At 67.6% G+C, this 26,320-nt stretch carries 25 protein-coding genes; 22 read left to right on the top strand and 3 right to left on the bottom strand.

All coding sequences use genetic code 11. The annotated features are described in order from the left end of the window. The 16 genes from ON26_RS20205 (at position 1) to ON26_RS20130 (ending at position 17,865) form a co-directional block, all read left to right on the top strand. A complete protein-coding gene (locus tag ON26_RS20205; protein ID WP_157171955.1) occupies positions 1–1,431 on the top strand; it encodes a hypothetical protein in 1,431 nt (476 codons plus the stop codon). Next, the gene (locus ON26_RS20200) at positions 1,428–2,900 is read left to right on the top strand and encodes an SCO6880 family protein (protein WP_040797770.1); all 1,473 of its coding nucleotides are present in this window, start codon (positions 1,428–1,430) and stop codon (positions 2,898–2,900) included. Before ON26_RS20205 ends, ON26_RS20200 begins: the two co-directional genes overlap by 4 nt. Further along, positions 2,897–4,612: a putative type IV secretion/conjugal transfer ATPase gene (locus tag ON26_RS20195; RefSeq protein ID WP_051027277.1), complete on the top strand. Its 1,716-nt coding sequence runs from the start codon at positions 2,897–2,899 to the stop codon at positions 4,610–4,612. The genes ON26_RS20200 and ON26_RS20195 overlap by 4 nt, the downstream gene beginning before the upstream one ends. Next, complete coding sequence (locus ON26_RS20190) at positions 4,609–5,796, top strand: C40 family peptidase (RefSeq protein WP_245545922.1); 1,188 nt, start codon at positions 4,609–4,611, stop codon at positions 5,794–5,796. The genes ON26_RS20195 and ON26_RS20190 overlap by 4 nt, the downstream gene beginning before the upstream one ends. Then, positions 5,793–6,467, top strand: a complete 675-nt coding sequence (locus tag ON26_RS20185) for a hypothetical protein (protein WP_040797769.1) — start codon at positions 5,793–5,795, stop codon at positions 6,465–6,467. The genes ON26_RS20190 and ON26_RS20185 overlap by 4 nt, the downstream gene beginning before the upstream one ends. Next, on the top strand, positions 6,464–7,006 hold the full coding sequence (locus ON26_RS20180) for a hypothetical protein (protein ID WP_040797768.1): 543 nt from the start codon (positions 6,464–6,466) through the stop codon (positions 7,004–7,006). The genes ON26_RS20185 and ON26_RS20180 overlap by 4 nt, the downstream gene beginning before the upstream one ends. After that, positions 7,003–8,079, top strand: a complete 1,077-nt coding sequence (locus tag ON26_RS20175) for a hypothetical protein (protein WP_157171954.1) — start codon at positions 7,003–7,005, stop codon at positions 8,077–8,079. Before ON26_RS20180 ends, ON26_RS20175 begins: the two co-directional genes overlap by 4 nt. A gap of 52 nt (positions 8,080–8,131) precedes the next feature. Then, entirely contained in the window at positions 8,132–9,016 is an 885-nt protein-coding gene (locus ON26_RS20170; protein WP_040797766.1) for a hypothetical protein, read from the top strand. Continuing rightward, on the top strand, positions 9,013–9,948 hold the full coding sequence (locus ON26_RS20165; RefSeq protein ID WP_040797765.1) for a hypothetical protein: 936 nt from the start codon (positions 9,013–9,015) through the stop codon (positions 9,946–9,948). The genes ON26_RS20170 and ON26_RS20165 overlap by 4 nt, the downstream gene beginning before the upstream one ends. 15 nt (positions 9,949–9,963) lie before the next feature. Further along, positions 9,964–10,929 (top strand): hypothetical protein, encoded by a 966-nt coding sequence (locus ON26_RS20160; RefSeq protein WP_040797764.1) that lies wholly within the window; start codon positions 9,964–9,966, stop codon positions 10,927–10,929. A gap of 196 nt (positions 10,930–11,125) precedes the next feature. Beyond that, a complete protein-coding gene (locus ON26_RS20155; RefSeq protein ID WP_040797763.1) occupies positions 11,126–12,154 on the top strand; it encodes a hypothetical protein in 1,029 nt (342 codons plus the stop codon). A gap of 49 nt (positions 12,155–12,203) precedes the next feature. Beyond that, positions 12,204–14,081, top strand: coding sequence for a type IV secretory system conjugative DNA transfer family protein (locus ON26_RS20150; RefSeq protein ID WP_051027276.1), 1,878 nt, complete (start codon positions 12,204–12,206; stop codon positions 14,079–14,081). After that, on the top strand, positions 14,078–15,001 hold the full coding sequence (locus ON26_RS31725; protein ID WP_051027275.1) for a DUF4913 domain-containing protein: 924 nt from the start codon (positions 14,078–14,080) through the stop codon (positions 14,999–15,001). The genes ON26_RS20150 and ON26_RS31725 overlap by 4 nt, the downstream gene beginning before the upstream one ends. Then, entirely contained in the window at positions 14,998–15,912 is a 915-nt protein-coding gene (locus ON26_RS20140) for a hypothetical protein (protein WP_040797762.1), read from the top strand. Before ON26_RS31725 ends, ON26_RS20140 begins: the two co-directional genes overlap by 4 nt. Continuing rightward, a complete protein-coding gene (locus ON26_RS20135; protein WP_040797761.1) occupies positions 15,909–16,820 on the top strand; it encodes a hypothetical protein in 912 nt (303 codons plus the stop codon). Before ON26_RS20140 ends, ON26_RS20135 begins: the two co-directional genes overlap by 4 nt. Positions 16,821–16,989: 169 nt before the next feature. Then, a complete protein-coding gene (locus ON26_RS20130) occupies positions 16,990–17,865 on the top strand; it encodes an MBL fold metallo-hydrolase (protein WP_051027274.1) in 876 nt (291 codons plus the stop codon). An 81-nt stretch (positions 17,866–17,946) separates the two neighbouring features. Here the strand turns inward: ON26_RS20130 and ON26_RS20125 are convergent, their stop codons facing one another. Then, positions 17,947–18,249 carry a hypothetical protein gene (locus ON26_RS20125; RefSeq protein WP_040797760.1) on the bottom strand — a complete coding sequence of 101 codons (303 nt, stop codon included), beginning with the start codon at positions 18,247–18,249 and terminating at the stop codon, positions 17,947–17,949. 112 nt (positions 18,250–18,361) lie between these two features. Between ON26_RS20125 and ON26_RS20120 the strand changes: the two genes are divergently transcribed. Beyond that, complete coding sequence (locus ON26_RS20120) at positions 18,362–18,925, top strand: GNAT family N-acetyltransferase (RefSeq protein ID WP_051027273.1); 564 nt, start codon at positions 18,362–18,364, stop codon at positions 18,923–18,925. Here the strand turns inward: ON26_RS20120 and ON26_RS20115 are convergent. Next, a complete protein-coding gene (locus ON26_RS20115; protein WP_040797759.1) occupies positions 18,886–19,122 on the bottom strand; it encodes a hypothetical protein in 237 nt (78 codons plus the stop codon). The genes ON26_RS20120 and ON26_RS20115 overlap by 40 nt on opposite strands. Positions 19,123–19,196: 74 nt before the next feature. Between ON26_RS20115 and ON26_RS20110 the strand changes: the two genes are divergently transcribed. The 3 genes from ON26_RS20110 to ON26_RS20100 all read left to right on the top strand — a co-directional run bounded on the left by ON26_RS20110 (position 19,197) and on the right by ON26_RS20100 (position 22,107). Then, entirely contained in the window at positions 19,197–19,763 is a 567-nt protein-coding gene (locus ON26_RS20110) for a hypothetical protein (RefSeq protein WP_040797758.1), read from the top strand. 101 nt (positions 19,764–19,864) lie between these two features. After that, a complete protein-coding gene (locus ON26_RS20105) occupies positions 19,865–21,013 on the top strand; it encodes a M20 family metallopeptidase (RefSeq protein ID WP_218000611.1) in 1,149 nt (382 codons plus the stop codon). A gap of 62 nt (positions 21,014–21,075) precedes the next feature. After that, positions 21,076–22,107, top strand: a complete 1,032-nt coding sequence (locus ON26_RS20100; protein ID WP_040797757.1) for an NAD-dependent epimerase/dehydratase family protein — start codon at positions 21,076–21,078, stop codon at positions 22,105–22,107. A 3-nt stretch (positions 22,108–22,110) separates the two neighbouring features. Here ON26_RS20100 and ON26_RS20095 read toward each other — a convergent pair whose 3' ends face one another. Beyond that, entirely contained in the window at positions 22,111–23,394 is a 1,284-nt protein-coding gene (locus tag ON26_RS20095; RefSeq protein ID WP_505770236.1) for an NsdA family TPR-like regulatory protein, read from the bottom strand. A gap of 373 nt (positions 23,395–23,767) precedes the next feature. On the opposite strand from ON26_RS20095, the gene ON26_RS20090 reads away from it, so the two are divergent. Together ON26_RS20090 and ON26_RS20085 are read left to right on the top strand one after the other, a co-directional pair. Next, the gene (locus ON26_RS20090; protein WP_051027271.1) at positions 23,768–24,982 is read left to right on the top strand and encodes a cytochrome P450; all 1,215 of its coding nucleotides are present in this window, start codon (positions 23,768–23,770) and stop codon (positions 24,980–24,982) included. A 94-nt stretch (positions 24,983–25,076) separates the two neighbouring features. Next, entirely contained in the window at positions 25,077–26,315 is a 1,239-nt protein-coding gene (locus ON26_RS20085) for a cytochrome P450 family protein (protein ID WP_051027270.1), read from the top strand. Positions 26,316–26,320 lie beyond the last annotated feature (5 nt).

Here is a 26,320-nt window from a genome sequence, read left to right as displayed (position 1 = left end):
ATGCCCACAACTGTCCGAGAGCAACCGTCGCTACCCAGCCTCTGCGACATCCCGCTCGGCCCACAACAGGCCTGCGAGCAGGTCGAACAGGTCGTGGGAGACGTCGCTAACTCGGCCATCGACAATCTCGTCGACACTCTGGTCGACGGCTTCGCCCGGCTGATCAGGATGGCGATGGCGTGGTGGACCGACTTCCCGTCCCCAGAGCTGACCGGTGCGTCCGGGGAGCCCGGTTCGGCGTTGACCGCGGTGCGTGAGTACAGCGGCGGATTGCAGGTGGTGTTCCTGATCGCCGGCATCATGTTCGCCGCCTCACGCTTGGCGCTGGCCAAACGCGGCGGTGTCGCCGGCGAGGCGCAGGAGAGCTTTCTGATGCTCGCGCGGGCGAGTTTCATGTCGATGGCGATCGCGGTGCTGGTCACCATGGGAACCCGGGCGGGGGACAGTTTCTCCCACTGGGTCATCTTCTCCGCCAGCGAAGGCGACATGGTCGGGGCGGTAGACCGGCTGACGAGATTCGACCAGGAAACTCGATCCGGTCTCGGGACCGGCGTCCTGCTGATCATCGGGCTCCTCGGGTTGATCGGCACCCTGATCCAGCTGGTGATGCTCGTGCTGCGGCAAGCGCTGCTGATCCTGGTCGTCGCGGTGATTCCGCTGGCCGCTGCCGCCTCGGGAACCGGGCCGGGCTCGCAGTCCTACAAGCGGTTGCTGTCATGGGCGTTGGCGTTCGTGCTCTACAAACCGGTCGGCGCGCTGGTCTATGCGATCGCGTTCACCGTGATCGGCGAGGAAGACCAGACCGACCCGCATCAGATCCTGCTGGGGCTGATCTTGCTGGTGATGAGCGTGGTCGTCCTGCCCGCCCTGGTGCGACTGGTCGCTCCGGCGGTGTCCACGCTCGGCAGCGGCGGCGGCGCAACCGCGGTCCTGGCTGGTGGTGCGGCGGGTGTGGCGATGGGGTCGACCGGAAGTCGCGGCACCGCGCGCAAGGTCAGCGAGGGCGAAGACGCCGCCCAGGGGGCGGGACCATCCGGGGGAGCGAGTCCGGGCGCCGGTGGCGGCGGCTTCGGTGGTGGTCGTCCTATGGGCGGCGGTGATGGCGGATCTGCCCCCGCCTCCGAGGCGAGCAGCGCCAGCGGTCACGGCGGTTCTCGCAGCGGCGGCAGTGGCAGGGCCGCCCGCTCGACGGCGCCATCGGGCCGGGCGGCTTCGGGGTCGAGCTCGGGCGCGCAGGGTGCGGGCGGCTCGCAAGCCGCCGGTGGCGCGGGTGCGACGGCCGGTGGGGTGGCCGGTGCCGTGGTGATGGCCGCCCAACAGATCAAAGCTGCTGGCGATCAGGCTGTTTCGGCGGTGGAGGCGCAGACGCGTGACGCGGCCGACGGCGGCTGGAGCGGCGATTCTCTCGGCCCGGGGGAGGTGCGGCGATGAGCAGTCGCATGTATGGGCGATGGGAGCGGCCGCGCAGCGCCGGATTCTTCGGCCTGACCTGGGGAGTGTCGATGGTCGGGCTCGCCTTGATCGTGTTGGTCATGGTGGGGTTCCTGCTCACCCGTTCGTTGAGTGTCGCGCTGGGCCTGGTGGTGGGGGCGGCGATGGTGTTCGTGCCGGTCGCGGTCACCATCCGGGGGCGCACCGGGTGGGAGCTGGTGCTGTTGCGACTCCAGTTCCTCGCGGCGCGTGCTCGGGGCGAGCACATCTACCGTGCAGGCCGGTTCGCCCGGATTCCCGGTGTGGCGAAACTGCCCGGTCTGCTGGCTGATTCGCGGTTGTCGGAGTACGAGACCGCCGGCGGGCGACGGTTCGCGATGCTGCATCTGCGCCGCAGCGATCACTACACGGTGGTGTTGCGGGTGGTTCCTCGGGGCAAAGAGCTGGTCGACCAGCCGCAGATCGATGCGTGGGTGGAGGGCTACGGACAGTTCCTGGCGACCCAGAGCCGCGGCGGGGAAGTAGTCGCGGTGACCGCGGTGCTGGACAACGTGGTCGAGACCCGTCTCAAGCAGGGCCGGGAGGTCACCCGGCTGATCCGGCCGCAAGCGCCGGAGTACGCACGGGCGGTGATGCAGGAGGCCGCCGCCGACACAGGCGGCATCGGGGTGCGGATCGAGGCGCGGATCGCGATCACCTACCGCGCCATCGGCAAAGGCAGAGTCCGCCGCGACGAAGCCGAACAAGCCCGCGAGATCGGCCAGCGCCTGCAAGGGGTGCTGTCCCAACTTGCCCGCGCAGGCCTGCCCGCCACCCCGCTACAGGCGTGGGAAGTCCTGGCCCTGGTGCGTACCCGCTACGACCTTGCCTCCCAACGCGATATCGAGGCCGCCGGCGCTGAACTCGCGCAAACCCAGTCCTGGGACTCTGTCGGTCCGCTCTCGCACGTGGATCGCTGGGATCACTACGTCCATGACGGCGCCCGTTCGGTCACCTGGGAGATGGACGCCGCCCCGCGCGGCGCGGTCATGGAAACCGTGCTCGAGGAACTGCTGCGCCCGCGCGCGGACGTGCCTCGCAAGCGGGTGGCGATCGTGTACCGGCTGCATTCGGCCGCCGAGGCCACCAGCCTGGTGGATTCCGATTTCCGCGACGCTATCGCCGCCGAACAGACCGAACGCGGCATCGCGTCGGCTGCGGCGCGGATCCGGGTCGGCAACACCAGCGCCGCTCGGGAGGAACAGGCCCGCGGTGCGGGACTCACCCGATTCGGCGTGCTGGTCACCGTGACCGACCACCTCGATGGGGATCTGCCCGGCATCGAGGCATCGGTGAAGGCCATGAGTGCCGCCGCACGCCTGTCGGTGCGGCGCTGCTACGGCTTCCAGGCCAGCGCGTTCGCCGCCTCGCTCGGGATCGGACTCGTCCTGCCTGAACACTCCTCGATCTCCAAGGGGGTGAGCGCATGACCCGCACCGACACTCCACGCTGGAAGCGGACCGAATCCGTCGCAGGCGTGCGCGTGCTGACTCCCGCAGCGAGGGCGGCCACCGAGGCTGCCGCCGCCCAGCCCGGGCCGGGGGGCTGGTGGGCGCGGCTGGCGATGTCCAGAGATGATCATCGCCGGGCGACCGCTGCCCGGCGCACCGAAACCCACGGTGCCGACGATGGCTTCGAACGATCGCCGGCAACGCTGACCGATCGCGGATACCGCGGGCCGGGCGGCGGCCGGGCGGCCGTCGTCCCGGCCACCCCCGAATGGCGGGCCACCACCGTCCAGGTCGCCGGTCTGTGGCCGTTCTCGGTCGGCGCGAGCGCCCCGACGGTCGGGACCCCGGTCGGCACCCACTACATCACCGGCGCCCCGGTCCATTTCGACCCGATGTCGTGGTTCCTGCGCGGGTTCATCAGCGCGCCGATCGCGTTCGTGTTGGCGCTCAACGGTTTCGGTAAGTCGTCGTTGATTCGGCGGATGGTGACCGGCGCGGTCGCGGCGGGGGAGACAGTGCTGTGCATGGGCGACACCAAACCCGACTACCGCGACCTGGTGGACCGCCTCGGTGGCCAAGTCGTCGACGTCGGTTACGGACACGGCACCCTCAACCCCCTCGACGTCGGCGCACTCGGCGCGATCATCGACCGGCTCCCCGATCCTGACCAGCGTCGGCAGGTCACTGCGAGGGTCGAGGCCGGGCAGGTCAACGTGGTCGCCGGGTTGATCGAACTGGTGCGTGGCTCCCGGGTCGCCGACTACGAGGAAGTCCTCATCGCCGCTGGCCTGCGTGAGCTCTACAGCCCCGAAGGAGGGTTTAGCTACGGGCACGCACCGCTGCTGACCGATCTGCTCGAGGTCATCTCCACCGGCGGTGAACGGCTGCGCCGATTCGCCGAGGAGGATGACGAGCCCTCTTATCGGGCGAGCACCAAAACCTTGCGGCGATCGCTGCGGGCATTGGTCGAAGGCCCGTTCGGGGCCATCTTCAACGGCCCCACCACCACACGGCTGAACTTGGACAGCCCGGCGGTCTGCGTGGATGTCTCACGGATCCCTGAGGGCGACACCAAGCTGCTGGCCGCGGTGTTGATGGTGTGCTGGAGCGACGGGTTCGGCGCGGTCGCCGCCGCCCATGCGCTCACGGATGCCGGCCTGGCGCCGCCTCGGACTTTCGAAGTGGTGATGGACGAGATCTGGCGCGTGCTCGGCGCCGGTGATTTCATGGTCGATCGCGTCGATGCCCTGACCCGCCTGAACCGGACTTTGGGCACCGGGCTGATCATGTGCAGCCACACCATCAAAGACCTCGCTGCCTTCGACTCTGTTGCCGCACAGGCCAAAGCGCTCGGTTTCTTCGAACGCGCCCGCGCCAAGATCATCGGCCCGGTCGGGCCCGAGGAAGTCGACCGTATCCGCGCCGTGGTCGGGATCACCGACACCGAGAAACTGCTGATCACCTCCTGGGCCGCGCCGCGCCCACCCACCGACGACGACCTCGACCCGACCCGGCGCGAAACGCCACCCGGCACGGGCTGCTTCCTGCTGAAAACCGGCGAGGCCGCCGAACCCGGCGTGGCCTTCCGTCTCGGCTTCACACTCACGGAGCGAACCAGCCAGGTCCACAACACGAATCGCCGGTTCGACAACCTGCCCGGCGGCGGTATGCCCGGTGGTGAGCGCCGGTGAACTCGACGTCGAAAACCCCGGCTGCGGCGCTGATCTTGGGGCCGATTCTCCTGCTGCTGGTCCTGCTGGTGGCTGTTGTCGTCGAGGACGAGTCCTCCTGTGCGACACCGGTTGCTGCCGGTGCCGTGATCGATGAGCCGACCGGACAGACGGTGGCCGGGCTGTCGGAGTCCCAGCTGCGGTTAGCGCGTGAGGGGGTCGCGATCGGCAACCAGCGGCGGATGCCGGAATCGGTCATCGTCGCCGAACTCGCCGCCCAGGCCACCGAGTCCTCGTTCCGTAACCTCGCCAACCCGTCGGTGCCCGACTCACTGAGCTACGCCAACGACGGGCTCGGCCACGACCACGACTCGGTCGGCCCCCATCAACTGCGCGCCAGCATCTGGGGATCGGTCGGCATCGCCACACTCATGGACCCCGTCTACCAGATCAACTGGTTCTACGACCACGCCGATCAACTCGGCGCCGCCGCCGAACGGATGGCGCCTGCCGACCTCGCCCAAGCCATCGAACGCAGCGCCGTCAACGCCTACGCCGGCCAACTGCCCTTGGCGCGCCGACTATTTGAACTGTTCGCCGACATCGATCCCGGACCGGCCACACACACCTCCACCGGTGTCTCCGGGCCCGGCTGTGGCTCGGTCTCGGGAACCCCGCTGACACCCGCGGAAGCATCCGCGTTCGGGCGGGCGGTGATCGAGCATGCCGCCCGCTGGATCGGCACCCCGTATGTCTGGGGTGGCGGAGACACCTCCGGGCCCACCTCGGGCGGCTTCGACTGCTCCGGCCTGACCCTGTATGCGGTCTATCACGCCTCGGGCGGCCGGATACGGCTGCCGCACTACACCCAAGCCCAACAAGACCATCCCACCGCGCAGGTCGTGCCACTGACGCAGCGACAGCCGGGCGACCTGATCTTCTTCACCGCGCCGGGCAGTGCGGACTCCCACCACGTCGGCATCTACTACGGCCGCGACGAGCAAGGCCGTGACCTGCTGCTCCACGCCCCGCAATCCAGCCAAACCGTCACTTTCACGCCGCTGAGCGCGTGGGAAGGCGAACGCATGGACATACGCCGCTACTCCGCCTCGCCCGAGCAGAGCGCACCTGTCGCGCACCACTTCACGCCAGCGGCTCACCCGCAACGAGAACTCCTACCCGAGGTATCGGAGGACACACGATGACCGACAGCGAGAACAACGACATCACCGTCGGCAGGGGGATCACACCGCCCGAGATCATGGCCTTGGTCGCCGCCCATACGGCTTGCCTGCGTCGGATGACCCGCGTGCTGGATCTCGAGCGGTTCGCCGCCACGAACGGACTGTGTGATCAGCAGGCGTTCGGCATGTTCGTGCACGCCTTGCGGCACCTCGCCGGTGTGGACATCGACGCGATCCGGGCACTGAATCTGGCACAGAAGCGTGTCGATCCCGTGCTCGTCGAGCAGGCGTCGCGCGGTCCGCGCTTAGCGCTGTGGTGCGCGGGCACCCGCACCCATTTCGCGGTGGCCCGCGCCGGAGGGCAACTCATCTGGCGAGACCGCCACCCTCATGCCTGCCCGGTGCGCTTGGCCCAGGCGGCAAAGTCCTCTGCCCAGCAGGCGATTCGGGTGGCGGGCCGGGCTCGTGTCGAGTGGGGAGCCGAGGCGGCCGCGCTGCGGTTGACGATGGACCGCACCCACGGGGTCGACCTGCTCGGGCTCCACCACCGCGCTCTAGCGGCGAACCTGCTGCTAGAGCTGGTGACCGATCCGGCACATGCTCTCGCCGCCCAGGCCGATGGTGATTCGACTCTGTCCTGGCACGGCAGTGACCCGGCAACCCTCATCGCTGTCGAGGAAGGCCTGTCATGATCGCCCGCTTGCGCGCGACGACGGTCGGCGCCATGGTCGCGGCCACGGTCGCCGGGTGCGCGGCGGACACCGTCCACATGCCTGCGGCGGATCGGAGTGTGTGTCGTGCAGCGGGTTTACCCGCGCCGTTCGACCAGATCGATCCCTGCGCGGGCCAGCAGGTGCTCGCCGTCGCAGTCCGGGCCGTATTCACCTATCAGCCGCTGCACCAGCGCGATCTGGCGGAGGCGCTGCGATCGGCGCGGCCACTGCTCGACGACCGTTTCGCCGCGCAGGCGATGTCGACGACACAGGTGTGGGGGCCGATTACTCCTGCCCGGTGGCAGCAGTGGCGTGAGAACCGTACAGAGGTTCACACCCACGTGCGGCTCACCGCCGATGACCATCCACCCGATACCCCTACCCGGCTGGCCCGTGTACTCGGCGTCGAACTCGATGTGCCCACCGATGGGGTGATCGGCTTCCCGGTGTACGCCATCGTGATCCGCGCCGGTGACGGGCAAGGATGGCGGCTGGCCGGATTGCGAGTGCCGCAATGAGCGGGGACCCGGTCGAGGAGAGCAGTCAGCAAGTACGTCAAGGATTCGTGCAAGCGCTGCAAACCGCGCACACAACCGCTGCGCTGATGCGTGGCCGAGGCGGTGACAGCAGATCCCGCGCCGAACACGACCAACGTCTCGAGCATGCCGATAACCGGGAAGCGCGCTCGTTGTGGGAGCACACCGTGCGGGTCGACGCGACCATTGCCGAAACGAACTCCAAAGTGCGGGTCAACGATGCCCGCGTCGAGGAGATCCGCGGCCGGATCACCCTCAACGCCGAAGCCCACCAGCTCACCCAGCGGGAGACCGATGCCAGGATCAGCCGGGCGGATCGGGATCTGTCGCGACGTAACCGGCTGGGGCGACAGCAGTACCGGCACAACGAGCAAATCCACGACGCCAAGCGTGAGGCCTACACCGGACGCGAAACCCGCGCCGACGAATTGCATTCCCTCGACGTCGAATACAAGAAGTTGCTGATCGACATCCGGCGACGCGCGGCAGGTTTCACCGAGACCTTGTCCGGTGAGGGGCACGTCGGTGAGGCCGCCGCCTCAGCGGCGGCGTTCGCGGCGGCCGACGCCGAACGCGACCTGTCCGCAGACCACGCCCGCGCCGCCGACGCCTATGAGCAACGGTTCGCCGAAGACACCGGCCGCACCGCCACCGACGTCATCGACGCTGTCGTCGACAGCGCCGACGCGACACCGGAGGGCGCCGAGGTGATCGACGCCGAAACCGTGGACATCGACTTCGGTGATGACCTCGATACGACCGCAGACCACGGCCTCGACGAGGAGCGCGACGAGGTCGCCGAACCGGAATACCCGCCGGTGTCGCTGGATGCGATACGGGGCCTCGCCGAAGAACTGACCGCCGAGATCCACCTCACCCACGCGGCGGCCGCGATCCTCGAACCCGACACCGAAGTATCCGGGTTCGACGCCGTCAACGACGCCCTGATCGCGGCGGTCGGCGACAGCGACGGCACAGCAGCAGAGGAAGCGGTCGAACTCGACCCGCTCAGCGCCGGCGTCTTCTCCGAGCAGGCATGGGAGCCGGAGCCATGAGCGCGCCGCTGGCCAGGTGTGCACGCGGGTCGAGTCGGCGCGGGGTGCTGTGATGGCCACACCGACCGGGCTGCAAGCGCACCTGCTCAAGGGAATCCAGAATCTGGCACTGGACAACGAGCGCCACCGCGCCCGACTCGCCGAAGCCGGCATGTCGGCGGCGGCGGGGGAGCAGTTGGGGATCGGGCAGCGGTCGCTGACCCAGCTCGAGCAGGTCGCGCTCGGTGTCGGGGTGCCCAAGCCCTGGATCGACTACGCCCGCGCGGCCGGGCAGCGCGGGATGCGCTGGGCGCCCGGACAGTCGCTGCTCGGCTCCGGCCATGTCGAGCGTGAGCACCTGCTGTCGGTGCTCGGGCGCGAGGTCCGCGGCTTGCAGGACATGGCCGGCGTCGGTGCGATCTATATCGGTCGTGGCGGACTCGACGCCGACGTGGTTGCCCGATTCCGGCGTGTCATGGGCATGACCTGGCAGCGGCTGGGCGCGATCTCCCACGCCTTGGGCCTGAGCACCGAGGAACAGCATCAGGTGTGGCGACGCAGCGACCGTCACTGGTCCACAGCGGTCGCCGCCCAGTTCACCAACACAGACCCGAAGTCGTTGGCGCAGCGCTGGAACCGGATCGTCGCCACCGACTTCAGCGCCGCCACGATCCCGGTGGTCGTGCTCCAAGCCGCCGGCATCACCGCCGAAGACTCCGCCGCGGCGATGCCGACCTCCCCGGACCGCATGGTCGCCCAGGTCATCGACGCACTCACCGCCACCGAACACCCGCACACAACGTCCCGGACGCTGCCCCGGGCAGCAGTCGCCATCCAGACGGCAGTCGATGCCACGAATACCGGCGCGGACCCGGAACCCGGGGACAGCGACTCACCGCTGCCCGAGCAGTCCAGCGCAGTCCCCGAACTCGACCTGAGCGAAGGAGCCGACCGATGACCACAGCCCCTTTCGGCGAGGACGCCGGTGAGTTGGCCGGCTGGAAAGCCGGACTCCTCGCGCGCATACAGCAGTTGTCCTTCGATCACGCGCGCGTGCTCTACCGCGGATACCCGGACTACGACCCGGCCGCCGGGCGCGGGGATGTCGCGATCGCGACCTGGCGCGCACACCTGCTCGACCTCGCGGCCGAACGGCGCGAACTGATCGTGCGCGCCGCCGCCTCCGGCATCCCGCAGGCGATGATCACCGCCGCGATCGAGGGCGGGACGCAGGCACGCCGGTGGGAGGAAAGCACACGCAATCCCCCGACGACCCGCTACGGCGAGGACCCGGTCCGCGCGCAGATGATCGCCCAGATCGCCGAGGACATGTGGACCCTCGAGCACATGGCCGCCCTCGGGGTCGCCCGCGAACATCGCGGGGTCGGAGACCCGACCGACAGGGCCGGTCATGAGCAGTACCTGCGCAACATGGACGCGCTGTGGCAGCGCATCGACCTGACCGCCGCGGTCGCGCATCTGTCGGTGGCCGAGCGCGGCGAGCTGTGGGGACGCGACGCACCCGGGTGGCGGCGGCTGGTCGAGGTCAGCGTCGCCGGCTACGACGACGCCGACCTCGAACAGCTCTGGCGGGCCCAGGCCTGGCCGGGCATCGAATGGAACCTGAACCGCAGCAGCGAAAACCTCGCCGGCGAGGTCGAGGCCTTCACCACCCCGAACCGCCACCGGCCCCCGACACCGACAGTGCTGTTCGACCGCGTCCGCGCCGCTGTGCACGACATCGGCGCTACCGCACCCGCCGCCGCGGGAGTCGATCACGCCCTCGACGCCGCACTGCTCCCGCCCTCGAGGGCAACGCCGAGCGTGGGCGCAGACCTGGTCGAACCACCTTCCGACATCACGACGACCGAACCCGGCATCGAACTCTGAACCGACGGAGACCCCATGACCACACCGAACGACCCAGCCGAGACCGTCGAGCAGTGGCAGGCACGGACACTGCTCACGATCGGACATCTGGCCGCCGAACATGCCCGCATCCTCGATGCCGGCTGGACCGGCTTCGATGCCCTCGACGGCGGCGGCCCCGAAGCCGCATGGCAACAGCATCTCGATGCCCTCGACGGCGAACGCGAACGTCTGGAACAGACCGCGCTCAGCGCCGGCGTCGACCCGGGACTGATCGCCGACGCCGCAGCACTGGGTCAGCAGCGCACCCGCCCGAGAGTCGACGCCGCCACCCGCGAGCTGTCCTCACCGGCCCGAGACGACGCCGCGACCGGGTTCTACGTCGACATGCTCGTCGTAGATCTGTGGCGACTGGAACGCATGGCCGCACTGGCCGCCGCCCGCAACGAACGCAACGCCGTCGGCCGCTACAGCTTCGGCACCGACCCGGCGACCGAGGCCGGATTCGTCGCCAACATGAACCTGTACCACCAGCGCGTCACCGCCCTGGCTACCGCCGCCCGCATCACCGCAGCCGAGGCAGAGGAACTGTGGGGCAGCAGCGCAGAACCGGTACGTCGCCAACACGCGATTCACCTGCACGGCAGCGACGAACTCGCCCTGATCCAGGAATGGAATTCCTACGCTCGCCCGACGAATGAACTCGCCAGCCCGCCCTACATTCCCCCTGAACCCGCTGGTAGCACCGCGACCTCCGACACACCGGTTCTCCCGCCGACGCCTCAGCAGATGATCGCCGCCGCCGAGGCGTCCCTGCGCTCGGAAACCCGGGATACCGCGCTCGCCGGCCCCGACACCGGCATGACGGCTCTGGGCGCCATCTCCGCCGCCGTCGACGGCGCCCTACCGGACACGCCCACCACCGCAGCACCCGGCTCCGACACCGACCTCGGCAGCGCGCCCGAGTCGGGATATCACGCCGACTACGGCAACGATCCCTGATCACTCGCCTCTGCACTGACAGTGTCACAAGCCTTTTCGTCGATCTGCGGTCACGGGTACTGACCGCGACATCGAACCTTTCTCGCCGGGGACAACGAACCGTTCCGCTCGAACCGGAGGACGCCCCGATGTCCACACCACACTCTTCGACCAGCCCGACACCACCACGCCGTCGTGACAACGCCGGGAGACGCTGATGAACTGGCCACACAGCCGGACCGGCACACCGACCGATCCCGGCTACTACCAGGACGCGGCCAGCCCCCGCGAAGCCAAGCTGCGCGCGGACTTCACCCGTTACCACTACCTCCGCGAAATCGCGCCCTACGGGGAAACCCCGGATCAGATCGCCGAACTGACCGCTCGAGCCGCCGACCTGAGCGCCCGATGGGCCCGGTCGGGACCGATGGAGCAACGCAGCCTGTGGTCGCAACTCGATGCCGCCACAGCGGTCTGGCAGACCCGCCCGGAAACCGCTCGCGCCCATTACTTCCAGCTCGCTCACGCAAAAGCCGCTGGTGACCTCCCGGTCGATGACCAGACATGGCGGACCCTGAGCCAAGCCGCGATCATCACCGGCCGCATCGAGCCCGGCATCACCGGCTCGGACCAGGACGGCGCCCGCTCACGCCCCCAAGACCGGGCTCTGGGCACGGCGGCGGACCCGGCGAACCTACTCGACCGCGCCCTCGGCGGACGCGGCCCCGACATCGGCTCGCTGGCCGAGATCGACGCGATCATCGCCGCCACCGACGAACTTCTCGAAGCCGAAGAACGCGACGGCGACCTCGACACCGGCGCCGACGAACGCGCCGTGGCCCGCCAGAACGCGCTGCGGCAAGTCCAAGACCTCACCGCCGAACACACCCACACCAGCGAACGCTTCACCGGCGTCCCCAGCCTCGACCAAGAACTGATCGGTCACCTCGACGGACTGCTCGCCCGAACCAGGCTCGCGCGCAGCGCCGCCGAACAGGCCGGCGCCAGCCCGGAACACATCCACACCGCCTATCTGGCCGGCCGCGACGGCACCTACTACCACAGCGCCGCACAGCCCGAACCAGACTCGGAACGCGAGCAGGCCCAACCCGACGCCGCAGCCCGGATCGACACGGCGGTGACCGCCGCGATCGGCGAACAGGCCGAAGAGGGCATCGCTGCGGAGTTCGAACCGGCCCATGAACTCGACATCGCCATCGACCAGAACATCGGGGCGGCGCTGTGAAAACCATTGCCCGAGAACCGCATTCCATCATCAGTCGAGGAGGTTGCTGATGATCTCGAACCGCGAGACACGCCGACGCATCAAAGGCGGGCTCGGTGAGGAAACCACGCTACTGCTGCTGTTCGGCGCTGTGCTCGCGGTCGCGGGCACCGCATGGGCAGCGCTCGCGATGGGCAGCTGGTGGGCCGGACTGCCGATCGCCGGACATCCAGCCTCGGCGCTGATCGGTGTCACGCTCGGCACCCTGGTGTGGCCGTGGCAGGCCACCACGGCCGCAGTGCTGTTCTACACCGCCGAGGCCGCGATACTCATCGCCGGCCGACGCCTGCTGCGCCCACCGAGCGAAATCGATGCCGCCGCACGAACCATGCAACGCCCCAACCAGATCCGGCTTGCCCGCGCCGTCGACAACACGGCAGCCAACCGGCGACTGCTCGCGGATGCACCCGCAGACGTCCAGGCGATGAAAGGACCACCGCTGGGGTCGACCGTCATCGGCAGTGTCGAACTATTCGTCCCCGCCGAACTCGGAGTGACGATCGCCGCGGGCACCCGCACCGGAAAAACCATGGCCTGGGCGATCCCGGCGGTGCTCGCCGCGTGGGGACCGTGCCTGGCCACCTCCAACAAGCCCGATCTCTACCGACACACCCTCACCGGGCGTGAACGACACGGCCGGATCTGGCTGTCGGACCTGCAAGGAGTCACCGGAACACCGACCTGCGGCTTCTGGGTGAACCTGCTGACCCAGGTCACCAACCTGCCCGCTGCCCGCAAACTGGCCGGCTTCTTCGTCTCTGCCGCCTCAGGATCGGCAGCGCAAGCAGCGAACGCGAAAGTCGACTCCTACTTCGACGGCGGAGCCCAAGAACTCTTAGCGCTCTACATCCTGGCCGCTGCCCGCTCCGGCGGCGACCTGCTGCATGTGGCCGAATGGCTCGGCCGTGACCAGGACCAGACACCCGCGCTGATCCTGGACAACCACGGCCAGCACCGCCCCGCTGACCGGATCCGCGAATCCCAGGCCCTCTACGCCCGCCAGCGCGACGGCTTGTACGACATGGCCCGCAGATATCTCAACGTGCTCGCCGACGCCGACTACGCGCGCATGGTCACACCACCGGCCCGCACCCGCTTGCGGGTGCGTGAACAGACCGATAAACGCACCGGCGACACGACCGTCGTGATCGAGGAAACCGAACTCCCACCCACCCACGACCTGCCCGAATTCAGACCGCTGGAATTCGTCACCTCCACCGATACCGTCTACGCGCTGAGCATGGCCGGCCCCGACGGCGCGACGCCACTGACCTCGGCGCTGGTCGGCCAGATCATCGAAGCAGCCCTGACCACAGCCCGCGCGCGACCCGACGGCCGACTCGCGATACCCCTGCTGGCAGTGCTCGACGAGGCCGCCAACTGCGCCCGCATCGCCGAGCTCCCCAGCTACTACACCTACGCCGGCGGCTGCGGCATCATCCTCATCACGATCCTGCAAGTCCTCGAACAGGGCGAAGACCTCTGGGGCACAAACGGTTTGAAAACCATGCGCGCCCAGTCGATCGAAGTCTACGGCGGCGGCATCGCCGCAGTGGACTACCTCCAGCACTGGTCCCAGATGACCGGCCAGCACGATGTCGCCGACCGCTCCCGCAGCCGCGGCGCGGGCGGCACCAACCGAACCCTTTCCTGGCGAGCCGAACCCATCCTCGACATCGCCCAACTCGCCGCACTACCCAAAGACCGCGCACTGGTACGCCTGCCCGGACACGGCCCCGTCGTCGTCGCGAAAACCTGGTGGCAGGACACCGAGTACGCACCGCTCATCCGCGAATCCCTTCGACGATTCACCAACCCGAACGCACCGACCGTGGTCGCCGTGGCTCCCGATGACGGCGACCCAACGACCGAGGAGCGCACACAGTGACCAGCGCGACCCCACCGACCGCCAACACCAGCAACACAGGAAAGAAGAAGCCGCGCAAACCCGCCTACCCGCACTTCACGGCCTTCGCCGAGAAATGGCTGCTGCCGCTGATCAGCGTCCGCCTGTCCCACGGCCAACGCGACGGCACCTACACCTGGTGCGCGCACTGGTGGGTACACCGCCCCGTCTCGGTGCGCATCGCCCACCTGCATTCCGCTTTCGAGGCATCCCGAGGCAGCGCCGCCAGCAGCTACGTCACCGGCCACGTCGATGCCCACCTGCGCACCATCCTCGACGCGGCGAAAGGACCTCTGCACCGCTGCACCCCGACCGAGCACATACCCACCCCATCGCTGCCGTTCGAACCGGTCCCCGACGAATGGTTCACCCGACCCCGCACCACCGGTGAGAAGGCCGCACCGGCCGGAAACGCCAGCAGCTCCGACAGCGTCGCCGATGACGGTGACAACACGAAGAAGCCGCCCCCGCCGCGATTCAGCCACTACGCGTCGTGGGTGCAGCAATGGCTGCTCCCGGTGACCGCGGTCAGAATTGCCGCCCAGCAGCGGGAAGGCACCTACACCTGGTGCTCACGCTGGTTCGACCACCACGGCGTGGCCGTCCGCTTCGCCCTGCTCCACGCCGCTTTCGAGGCCGCGGTGATCTCCAAGGATCACACCGCGATGTCGAACCTCTTCGTGCGCCAGATCGACCCCACCATGCGCGTGATCCTCGACGCCGCCCACGGGCCACTACATCGCTGCACACCCGCCGACCACCTGCACCTTCCCGGCCTGCCGACCGCCCGCGTTCCCCACCACTGGTTCGGCCCGCCCGGCGCCCGGACCCCGATCGAACGCGCCGGTTTCGGCCCCGACTTTCGTGCATTCGCCGACACCGATCGCGGGGCAACACCGTGACCGGCCCCAGAATCGCACCGACCGATACCCAGACCCGCGTGCTCGAGGCCCTGCACAACCACAGCATGGCCATCGCCGAGTTGCTCACCCGAGCAGCAACATTCGACGGTCCCGCCGAGCATGCCTGGCTGGTCTCCTACCATCACCACGCCCTCACCCGCGCGGACCTGACCGACGCTGCGACCGCCGGCGGGATCCCCCAGTCATGGATCGACCACGTCCAATCCCGCGGCGACCGCGGCACCGCATGGAACCCGAACTCGCCCCTGCCAGACCCCGGCCCCACCGATTGGGACCGGATACTGACGAACCTCACCGCCGATGTCGCCCGCATCCAGGAATGGGAAGCGCTCGACGCCGCCTACCACCAACTCACACACGCGACCGGCGAGGCCGCTCCAACGGGCCTACGCACCAAGCTCGAGGGGGTACGGATGCGTACCGCCGGAGTCGCCAACCTCCTCGGCCTCACCACCGACCTGGCCGTGGAGTTGTGGGGCGATCTCTCGGACTGGGCGCGTTACGCCGCCGCCACGCTCGACGATATCCCCGCCGAACAGATCATCCACCGCTGGCACGCCGCCACCAAAACCGACACCCGCGCCTACACCGGACAAGCCACCGCCCTGGCCACTGTCGCCGCCATCCCCGTCGATGACGCTGCGCTACTCCCGCCGACCGGGGAATTGCGCGCCGCCATCACGGCAGAGCTGGGCAACATTCAGGCGCAGTTCGTCTCCGTCGGTTCGTCCATCAGCTCAGCGGTCGACGCCGCGACCACATCACCCTCCGCCCCGGCCGCCGAGACGGTCTTCAGCGCCTCGCCAGGCGCCGACCAGCCATGGACGACCAGCCCCGCTAACAGCGAAGTCGCGCCGATATTCTCGAGCATCGACGGAGCCGACTGGTGAGTCCGGTCCCGCCACCGCCACGCGTCCGCGACATACCCGCCGACCACGCCGAAGGACTGCGCCGGATCCACCAGCTCACCACCGAAAGCACCCGACTGCACCGCGCTCTCAACACCACCAACACGGCCGCCGACCGGCTGAATCTGCTTCACCGGGCCGACACCACCGACCGCGACCGCGCACTGCTGGAAATCGATCTGCGCAGCCGAGGCGTACCCGCAGCGTGGATCGCTGTCGCACGACGACTCGGAACCTCCCAGCACCCCTGGAATCCCAACCAGATCCTGCCCCCGGCCCGCACAGATCCTCAGCGTCGCAGCCGCAACCGAGTCGCGACCGACACCCACCTACTCGTCGACATGGCCGCAGTCAGCACCGTTCGAGACCACCTGCTCCATCACCACCGCACCACCACCAACGACACCACCGCCGCCGCGACGACCCAGTTCCATCGCAACATGAGCGCCATCTGGCAACGCAGCGTCATCACCGCTGAGCTCATCGAGCTCAGCCATACCCAATGCGCCCGCATCACCACCACCGCCGCAGCCGACCTCACCCAGCGGATCAGTGCCTACCGGGACATGAGTCTCGACGACATCCACACCCTCTGGCACGCCTACACCGGCGGCGGCCTCGCAGACACCTACCGCCGATCCATCACCGCAACACCAGCCTCCAGCTGGGGAGCGAACCTGTCACTACACGACCCACAGCACTGGCTCGACCACGCCCGCACCCACCTGGCTGGCGGCGGACCGCCGGAACACAACCACGGCATCGAATGCGCTGTCACCGCCGCGATCCCCGGACCCATCCTCGGAAACGAGCCCGGCTATCGCCACAGTGACGGACTCGAGGAAGTGCCTGGCCCGAACGCTGCTATCGATGCCGGACCGGACCCGTGAACACACATCCGACGCCCTGCCATATCCGCAGGAGTGCGCCATGGCAGATGTGACACGGCCACCCGGACGACGCGACTCCACCCGACCCGACGCCCACCGCCGAGGTCGGCTCCCCGCAGTGTCCCAAGCCAGAAGACTTCGGACACAACCCTCACCAGGAGAACCCGCTATGACCATCACCCGAGACCGCCTCAACCGAGAAGCTATCGACCTGCGCAGCCTCGACATCGGCGACCACCGCGTCACCTACCTGCCTGACGGCGTCGCCCGCATCGACCCCTACCGCTGGCTTCCCGACGCCGACGAAAAGATCTGGCAACGATTCGCCGACCACATCGACAGCGACGGCTACCTCGCCGCCAGTGTCGGCGCCCTGCTGATCGAATACGGCGACCGCGCCATGCTGATCGACGCCGGCTTCGGCCCCCTGGCCGTTCCCACCCCGGTCGGACTTCTCCGAGGTGGGAAGCTCCTGGCCAGCCTGGCCGCCGCTGGTCGCAGCGTCGCTGACCTCGATCTCGTCGCGCTCACCCACCTGCACATGGACCACCTCGGATGGCTGTGGCAGTTCCACCCCGGTACCAGCATCAGCATCTTCGGCGGCATCCCGATCCTGGTCTCCCACACCGAATGGCAGAACCCCCACCTCGCGATCGCCGACGGGACACCACCGGAAGTTCTCGACACGATCGCCGCCCAGATCCGCACGATTGGCGAACCAGAGATCTTCCCTGGCGTGCACGCCGTCCCGACCCCCGGCCACAGCCTCGGCCACACCAGCTACCGACTTACCAGCGGCGGTCAGCAGCTGCTGATCTTCGGCGACGCCATCACCACCCCGGTCCAGATCACCCACCCCGACCTGACCAGCTCTGCCGACGATGACCCCGCCCGGTCCCGCGCCAGTGCCAGCTGGCTCATCGAGCAACTCACCTGCCCCGACGCGCTCGGTTTTGGTATGCACTTCGCCGACGCCCAATTCGGCTGCGTCGCCACCATCGGCGGCACCCACCACTGGCAGCCCGTCCCAACTGCCACTCTCTGATGTGGCACATGAGAAGGCATTCCCTCTTCTCGCCGGATCACCTTCAGGCGATCACCTGATAGACCGATCTACAGGGTGCCGTCACTCTGGCTCGCCCTTCGCCGGTTGCGCCGGTCTGCGGCCACCCTCGACGTAGACAGGGGCTGCGACCCAGAAAAGACAGTGCTGGGGCCCGGCGGCCTCCGGCGCCGGTCCACGGGCGACCGCGGCGATCAGCGACGAGTCGTCCGGCTTGAGGTGGTGCCGGTAGTGGCCACCAACCTGATCGGCGTATGGTTCGATCAGCACCGACCGGGGCATCCGGCGATCGCCTGCCCACAGCTGTTCCGGATAGTTGAGCACGGCGAAGCGGACCGGGTCGCGGCCGGTGTCGTGGCCGATCAAACGACGGCGGCGAGCACATTGCCGGCTCGCGTTCGCGCGAGTCCTACACATCTCGGGAAAAGGCCCGCATCGTGAGGGCGGTCAGATCGCCACAGGCCCTATCCTCGCCGGTGTGAGCGAGGTTTCGGTGCAGGCGGTGACCGCGGCTGAGGCCGCGAAACGGTTGGACGCCATCAGCGCCTTGTACCAGCAGGTATTCAGTGTGCCGCCGAATGTGGCCGAGTCGCCCGCAGAGCATCACGCGTCGATGGTGCGCATGCTGGCGGATCCGAGTTTTGGGTGCGCGCTGGCGGAGTGCGGCGAGGAACTGGTGGGCTTCGCCTACGGCTACGGGTTGACCTCGGGCCGGTGGTGGGAGGGGCTGCGTGATCCGGTGCCGGAGGGATTCACCACCGAATGGGCGGGGCGCACCTTCGCGGTGATCGACATCGGGGTCAGCGTACGGTGGCGGCGGCAACGCGTCGGTGCCCGGCTGATGGAGACCCTGCTCGGCGGGCGTAGAGAGCAGCGCGCCAGCCTGGGAGTGATTCCGGCACTGTCGGATTCGGCCCGATTCTACAGCGCCACCGGGTGGATTCTGGTCGGCACACAGGATAGTCCCCCGGACGCGGGCTGGACCTCGCCGGTGTTCGACGTCTATGTGCGGGAGTTGGCGACCGGGACCGGGAGCCGGTAGCGCCGCAGGTCGGTGTCGAGTTCCAGTACCGGTGAAGCGTTATCCCATCGGTGCATCTTGATGCGCACGTCGGTGAGCGTGGCGATCAGTCGGGGTGAGCGGTTGGTCGCGGTCAGCTCGGCGGCCGTCGCTAATCGCAAGTAGAGTCGCCGGAAGGTGCACATCGGGGTCAGCACATACGCGCGATGCTCGGCCAACTCAGAAATTCATTCGACTAGACCTGCTACGTGCTGCGATGGTCATCGCATACAACTGACCAGAACGGACCACTGTGGACACGAACGAGCTTGCCGATCTTGATCGTATCTTCTTCAGCGCGACCGACGAATCGGACGAGCATGCCGCCGATTCATGCTGCCTGTCGATGGCAGCCTCCAGCGAGGTAGACCGGTGGGGCCAGTGCCTAGACGAGTACATGGAGACGATGCGAGTCCTCGTTGCGCATACCAGCGGTACCTCCTGTGATGACACTGAGCGCATCGGCTGGCGGTTTGCTCGACCGCTGGTGTTCACCGCTCACCACACCTGCGAGCTTGTTCTCAAGAAGTCGATCGTGTCTTGGAAGGATGCGAGTACGACGATGAAATTTGAGCACAAACTCGGCTCGCTCCTCGATCAAGAACGGCAGGTGAGCAATCGGCAATGCGTGCACGCCGCTTGGGAAAACGACCTCATGAGCCTGCTCGCACATGCCTACGAGGCCGGGCGGTACCCGTTCAACAAGAAGAGCGCGGCCCTATTCGATGAGTGGTGCTGTGTCAGTGCGGCAAACCTGGGTCGTGCGGTCACGCAGTTTGTGCAACTCGTCGAGACTGGCCCGTGGGTGGTGTCTCCCTAACTGGCGAAGACGACCGCTGCCACGATCGAACGGGCTTCGGGCGGACCAACGTCGTTGGCCTCGGCGGACCACTACGGTGATGCGGTCGGCGGACGAAGGGCATGATCGTCCGTATGCCCCTGGATACTGTCGCCGCCGCGGCACGACATCTGCCCACGATGATCGGCAGGCTGCGCCAGCTCGTCGATTGTGAGTCGCCATCGACGTCGGCGCGTCATCTCGAGGAGTGTGCGTCGCTGATCGAGCCCTGGCTGTCCTCGGCGCTGCATCGCCCCGCTGAGGTCACCCGTGTGGGGGAGAATGCGCACCTGGTCGCCCGTGCGCCCGATCCACGGGTGCTGGTGCTGGGGCACTTCGATACGGTGTGGCCGGTCGGCACGGTCAGTGACTGGCCGTTCTCGATCGATGAGAGTGTCCGAATCGGGAGAGGGCCAGGCATTTTCGACATGAAGGCCGGCATCGTGCAGGCACTGACCGCCATCGAGTCGCTGCCCGACCCGGATCGCGTCAGTGTGTTGCTGACCAGTGATGAAGAGGTCGGCTCGGCTACCTCGCGTGCGTTGATCGCGGAGCTGGCGCAGGATGCCGGTGCCGTTGTGGTGTGTGAGCCGTCCGCCGACGGGGGAGCGGTGAAGGTCGGGCGGAAGGGCATCGCGAACTACGTGGTCGAAGTGACCGGTCGCGCGGCGCACGCGGGTCTCGAACCTCATCTGGGAGTGAACGCGAGTGTCGAGCTTGCGCATCAAATCATTCGGATCACGGGGATAGGTGATTCAAATCGCGAGACGTCGGTGGTTCCGACGCTGGCGTCGGCCGGAACAACCGCCAACACGGTGCCAGAATTCGCCCGGGTGCATGTCGACGCACGGTCGTGGACGATCACCGAACTCGAGCGGGTCGATGCTGCCATGCACCGGCTGACCGCGCAGCTTCCTGGCGCTGTGGTCGACGTCGTCGGAGGCATCGAGCGGCCCCCGTTCGAAGAGGCTGTTGCTCGCACGTTGTATGCCGAGGCCGCGGCCGTCGCGGAGTCGCTCGGAATCGGGCCTTTGGCCGCTGTGCGGTCGGGCGGCGGGTCCGACGGCAATCTGACCGCAGCGCTAGGCATACCGACCCTGGACGGCCTCGGCGCGGTCGGGGGGCATCCGCACGCCTGGAATGAACACGTCCTCATCGACAGGATGCCCGAGCGTGCAGCGCTACTGGGTGGGTTGCTGGCTCGAACGACGGGCCGATCCCGCGTGCGATGAATCGGCAACGACCAGGGCATCGCATGAGCGCAACTGTGTCCGCCGAGTGGTACGAATGAGGTATGCGGCTTTTGATTCTCGGCGGCTCCTGGTTCCTCGGCCGAACCATCGCCGAACAAGCCATCGCCGGCGGTCATGATGTCACAACATTTCGGCGGGGCCGGACCGGCAGTGATGTCAGTGGTGTCAACGTGATTCGTGGCGACCGCACCGACCCGGCTTCCCTTGTCCGGCTCGCAGAGGCCGGCCCCTGGGATGTCGTGATCGACACGTCGTCGTTCGTGCCGCGGGAGACGCTTGCACTCACGCGTGCGCTGGAGCCGGTCACCACCCGGTACGTGCTGGTGTCGACCGTATCGGTGTATGAGGGATGGCCGACGCATCCGCTCACAGAGGACTCGCCGGTCCTGGACTGTCCTGCGGATGCCGGGCCCGACTACGGATACGACGGCGACCCTGGCCCGACAACGTATGGATTCGGCAAGGCTGGATGCGAGCGCGCCGTCCTCGAAGTGTTCGGCTCGGCCCGGACTCTGCTCTTGCGTCCGGGCGTGATCTTGGGCCCGTGGGAGTACGTAGGCCGCCTCGAATGGTGGCTGCGACGCATGGTGCGCGGTGGACGGGTGCTGGCGCCGGGGGGATCCGGACGGTCGATCCAGCCGATCGACGTACGTGATGTCGCCGCTTTCGCACTCCGTCCGCATTTGACGGGGACCTTCAATGTCGTGGCGAAGGGCCGCGACACGATGGGAGACCTTCTGACGGCCTGCTCCACCGTGACCGGCAGTACGGCCGTCCTCGAGTGGGTGACCGATGAACAGTGGCTCATCGAACAAGGTGTTCGGCAGTGGACGGAGCTGCCGTTGTGGCGTTCCTACGAGGGTGCGTGGTCTGTGGACGCCGACCACGCACGGCAGGCCGGGCTCACGTGCAGGCCGATCCACGAGACGGTCGCCGACACCTGGCAGTGGTTGCTGGCCGGCGGTGCGGCAGTGGAACATGAGCGTGCTGGCGAGCTGGGGATCAGTCCTGCACGCGAGCGTGACATCCTGCGGTTGTGGGATGCCGTTCAGCTCGACCACTGCGGTGCCTGATCTCTACTTCGGTAGTGCTCTCATCCCGGTCGTGCGGGACAAGGAGACTTCGGTGAAGTCCTCGATCGCGGCACCGAGCTGCAACGCCTCGACAGCTCCGCGATAGCGGGCGGTGCCGAGCGTGCGGGCCAGCGCGTGCAGTCGTAATGCGATCGCCTCGGTGCGGCGGGTGGCGGGCAGATCGAACACGGGCTGCAGAGCTGTCTGCGCGCCTGCGAGGTCATCGCGAAGGGTACGTGCCGCTCCGAGATCGACCTGGGCGCCGAGTGCGCCAAGTGCCCATCGCTGTTCTGCGGGAACCTGCCCGAACAGGTCGACTGCATCTGAGGCCTCACGTTCGGCCTGGTCGCCGTCGCCGAGCGCGACATAGGCGGCACCAGCGCAGAGCGCGCGACGTGGCCGATCAAACGACAGTTCCCCGCCGACCGCATCGAGAAGCGTGTCATTGCCGGCCTGATCGAGCTGATCCGTCGCGGCGTCGAGTTCGGATCGAACCTCGCCACGTGCACCCAACAGAGCGAGCGCGCGTGCGTTCACCGAATGCAGACGTGCCCGCGCGGTTCCCGCCGGCGCGGTAGGCAGGGCCGCCGTCGCGATGGCATGGGCGCGGCGCGGGTGTCCTGACCAGAACGCGAGCGTGACCTGCAGTGCACGCGCCCACGCCTGCAACGACGGATGGTCGATCACCGATCCGTAGGTGTAAGCGGCGCGTGCTTGTTCCTCAGCCGCCTCGACCAGCCCGAGGTCCCACGTGACCGACGACAGCAGTCCGCAGACCTGACCAGCGAGAAGGTACAACTCCGCTTGCTGCAGCGGCTTGTGGGTGCGGTCGAGCTGTTGATAGATGGTGTCACGCAGCAGAACAAGGTCGGTGAGCATATCGAGCGGTGGCGTCACGTAGTAGGCGCAGGCAGCGTGTCCAGCGGCCGCATGGAGATGCTCGAGAGCGGATGGATCGAGTGCCGAGGCGGCGTCGAGTGCGTGGTTCACCGATTCGTGTGCTGCATTCACTGCCAGATCCTTCTCCGTGGCTGCGATAGGGGTGTCGACTCGAGGCGGACCGAGTAAGACGGATGCTGGTTCACCGAACCAAGTTTCGAGAACCCGACGGGCAGGGACGCGAGGTGGTCCGGACGTGCCCTGCACCCACCGTTTCACCGCGCTGCGCGAGATTCCTGCCGCGATGCCGAGTTCGTCAGCACGACGGCTGAATTCACGTACGAAATCGCTCGTGCTGATTCCCCTTTGAGTGGTGAGCTGTTCGAGCCTCGTCCGTGGTTGCCCCATCCGTTTCTCCATCTCCCCTTCGTCGTCCGACGGTATCGGTATTCCACCCCACGAAGACGATGTCGCGAGAGGAATGGGCCGGATATGGGCCCAAGTGGGCTGTCATGGCTCAGGTATGGGCCGGGTGTGCAGGGCGATGCTGAAGACAGGCCCCGGCGTCGGGTCGACATGGAACGTTCAGTCCTCGGCGCCGGGTGTCGACCAGCATCGTCAGGTGGGCAATGAGATTGGACAGAAAAGGAGTGCGCCGCCCCACGCCTGCTCCGACGAAACACATCGCCTGCAGTTCGATTGATTCGGGAGTATCCCCTTGCCTACTGTGCAACCCGGCATTTCTCCTTCCATCCGTTGCCCTGTCGGGCGTGATTCTCCAATGGATGCCGACAACGAGGTCCGTGTCCCGCTCTACGCCGCTGACTTCGCTGCCGACCCGCACGCCGCGTACGCGCGGATGCGGGAGCGGTTCGGGTCACTGGTGCCAGTTTGGCTGGCACCCGGAGTGCCGGCGACGTTGGTGATCGGCTACTGGACCGCGTTGCGGATTCTGAACGATCCCGAGCATTTCCCCGCCGATCCGAGCATCTGGCAGCGCAACATTTCCGCCCAGTGCCCGGTGTTGCCGATGATGGAGAAGCGACCGAACGCGTTGCGCAGCACTGGTGCCGAGCACGCCCGCTACCGGTCCGCCACCGTCGATGCGCTCGATCGCGTGGACCTGGTCGGGCTACATGCGGTGGTCGAGGCCGCCGCCGTCAGGCTGATCAACGGGTTCTGCGTCGAGGGGCAGGCGGATTTGCTCGCGGATTACGCGTTCCCGCTGGTCTTCGAGGTGATCAGTAAGTTGATCGGCTGCAACCCCGACATCAGCGGGCGAATCGCTGCCGGGATGGCGATGATGTTCGATACCACCGACGAGGCGGCAGAGGGTAATCAACTCGCGGTGACGGCGTTGGCCGAGCTGGTCGCCCGCAAGCGTGTCCGTCCGGGCAAGGACATCACCTCCTGGCTGCTCGCTCACCCCGCCGGCCTGGATGACACCGAGACGGTGCATCAGCTGTTCACTCTGTATGCGGCGGCGACCGAGCCATCGACGAATTTGATAGTGAACACGGTGTCGCTGATGACGACCCGCCCGGATTTCGGAGGCCGGGTCGTCGGAGGCGCGGTCTCGACGCGTGACGCGCTCACCCATGTGTTGTTCCGTGATCCCCCGTTAGCGAACTTCTGCATGTCCTATCCCCGCCAACCTCAGCTGATCGACGACAAGATGTGGGTACCTGCGCATCAACCGATCGTGATCAGCCTGGCCGCCTGCAACAACGACCCGGCCGTGGTCGGCGGCAACATCTACGGCAACGAATCTCACCTCGGCCTCGGTGCAGGACCGCATCGCTGCCCGGCGCGCACACCGGCGGAGTTGATCGCCGGGGATGCGATCGATCAACTGCTCGACGCCCTACCTGAAATCGAACTCGCCGTCCCCGCCGACCAACTCAGGTGGCGCCCGGGACCGTTTCACCGGTCCTTGGAAGCGCTGCCGGTGGTCTTCAAACCCGCCCCGCCGCTTCCCGTTTCGTCCGATCGTTGACTGTTAGGCAACCGCAATGACTGATCTGCAACCTGCCCCTGCCCCTGCCCCTGCCCCTGCCCCTGCTCCTGAGCTTGATTCTGATTCTGATCGGGTGGTGCTGGATGTCACCGGCACTGACATCCTCGGCGAGGCCATCGCGCTGCGAGAGAAGGGACCGCTGGTCCGGGTGGTGCTGCCCGGCGATATTCCTGCCTGGGCTGTCACCGACGCCGAGGTGCTCAAGGAGCTGTTCACCGACTGGCGGGTATCCAAGGACGCCCACCAGCACTGGCCGCGATTCCGTGCCGGGCAGGTGCCCCCGGATTGGCCGTTGATCACCTGGGTGTCGGTGCGCAACATGTTCACCGCCTACGGCAAAGAGCACCAGCGCCTGCGCAAGCTCATCGGCCCCGCTTTCACCCCGCGCCGGGTTACTGCGTTGCGGCCTCAGATCAAGCAGATCATCGTCGATCTGCTCAACGGCCTCGCTGCCCGACCGGTCGGGTCGCTGGTCGACCTGCGCGAGGAATACGCCACCCAGGTCCCGCTGCGGGTGATCACCGCCCTGATGGGCGTCCCGGACGATCTCCAGCCGCGGCTGCGGGTGTGTGTGGACGAGATCTTCTCCACCACCCCGCAGCGCGACCCGCACGACACGTTCACCGAACTGGTCGCCACCTTGACCACATTGGTGGAGCGGCGCCGGGCCGAGCCGGGGGACGACATGACCAGCCTGCTCATCGAGCACCGTGACAACGACGACAGGCTCTCCGAGGAAGAGCTCGTCCACACCTTGTTACTGGTGATCAGTGCCGGCTATGAGACGACCGTCAATCTCATCGACCAGGCGGTCTATCAGGTGTTGACCCGGCCCGATCTGCTGAGACTGTTGCGAACCGGCGCCATCACGTGGTCACAGTTGGTAGAGGAGACGTTGCGGCACGCACCGCCGGTGGCGAACCTGCCGCTGCGGTATGCCGTCGCCGATATCGACATCGCTGATGTGCGGATCAGAACCGGTGAAGCGATCATCGCCGCGATCGCCGCCACCAACCGCAACCCGCACCGGCACGACCCCAACCCCGACCAGTTCGATCCGGCCCGCCCCAACAAGGAGCACCTCTCCTTCGGATATGGTCCGCATCACTGCCTGGGCGCGGCCTTGGCCCGCCTGGAGGCCGTCGAAGCGCTGCCTGCCCTGTTCGGGCGGTTCCCTGAACTGACCCTGGCTGCCGGGGCGGGTGAGTTGAAGCCGATGCCGAGCTTCATTTCCCACGGGCACCGATCGCTTCCCGTCTATCTGGATGGGGTGGGGACCGTTGGTGGCTCGACCGCGGAATCCGGTCGATGACAGCC

This window comes from Nocardia higoensis NBRC 100133, assembly GCF_000308595.1.
Taxonomy (GTDB): Bacteria; Actinomycetota; Actinomycetes; order Mycobacteriales; family Mycobacteriaceae; genus Nocardia; species Nocardia higoensis.
This window is presented reverse-complemented; position numbering and strand designations above follow the sequence as displayed.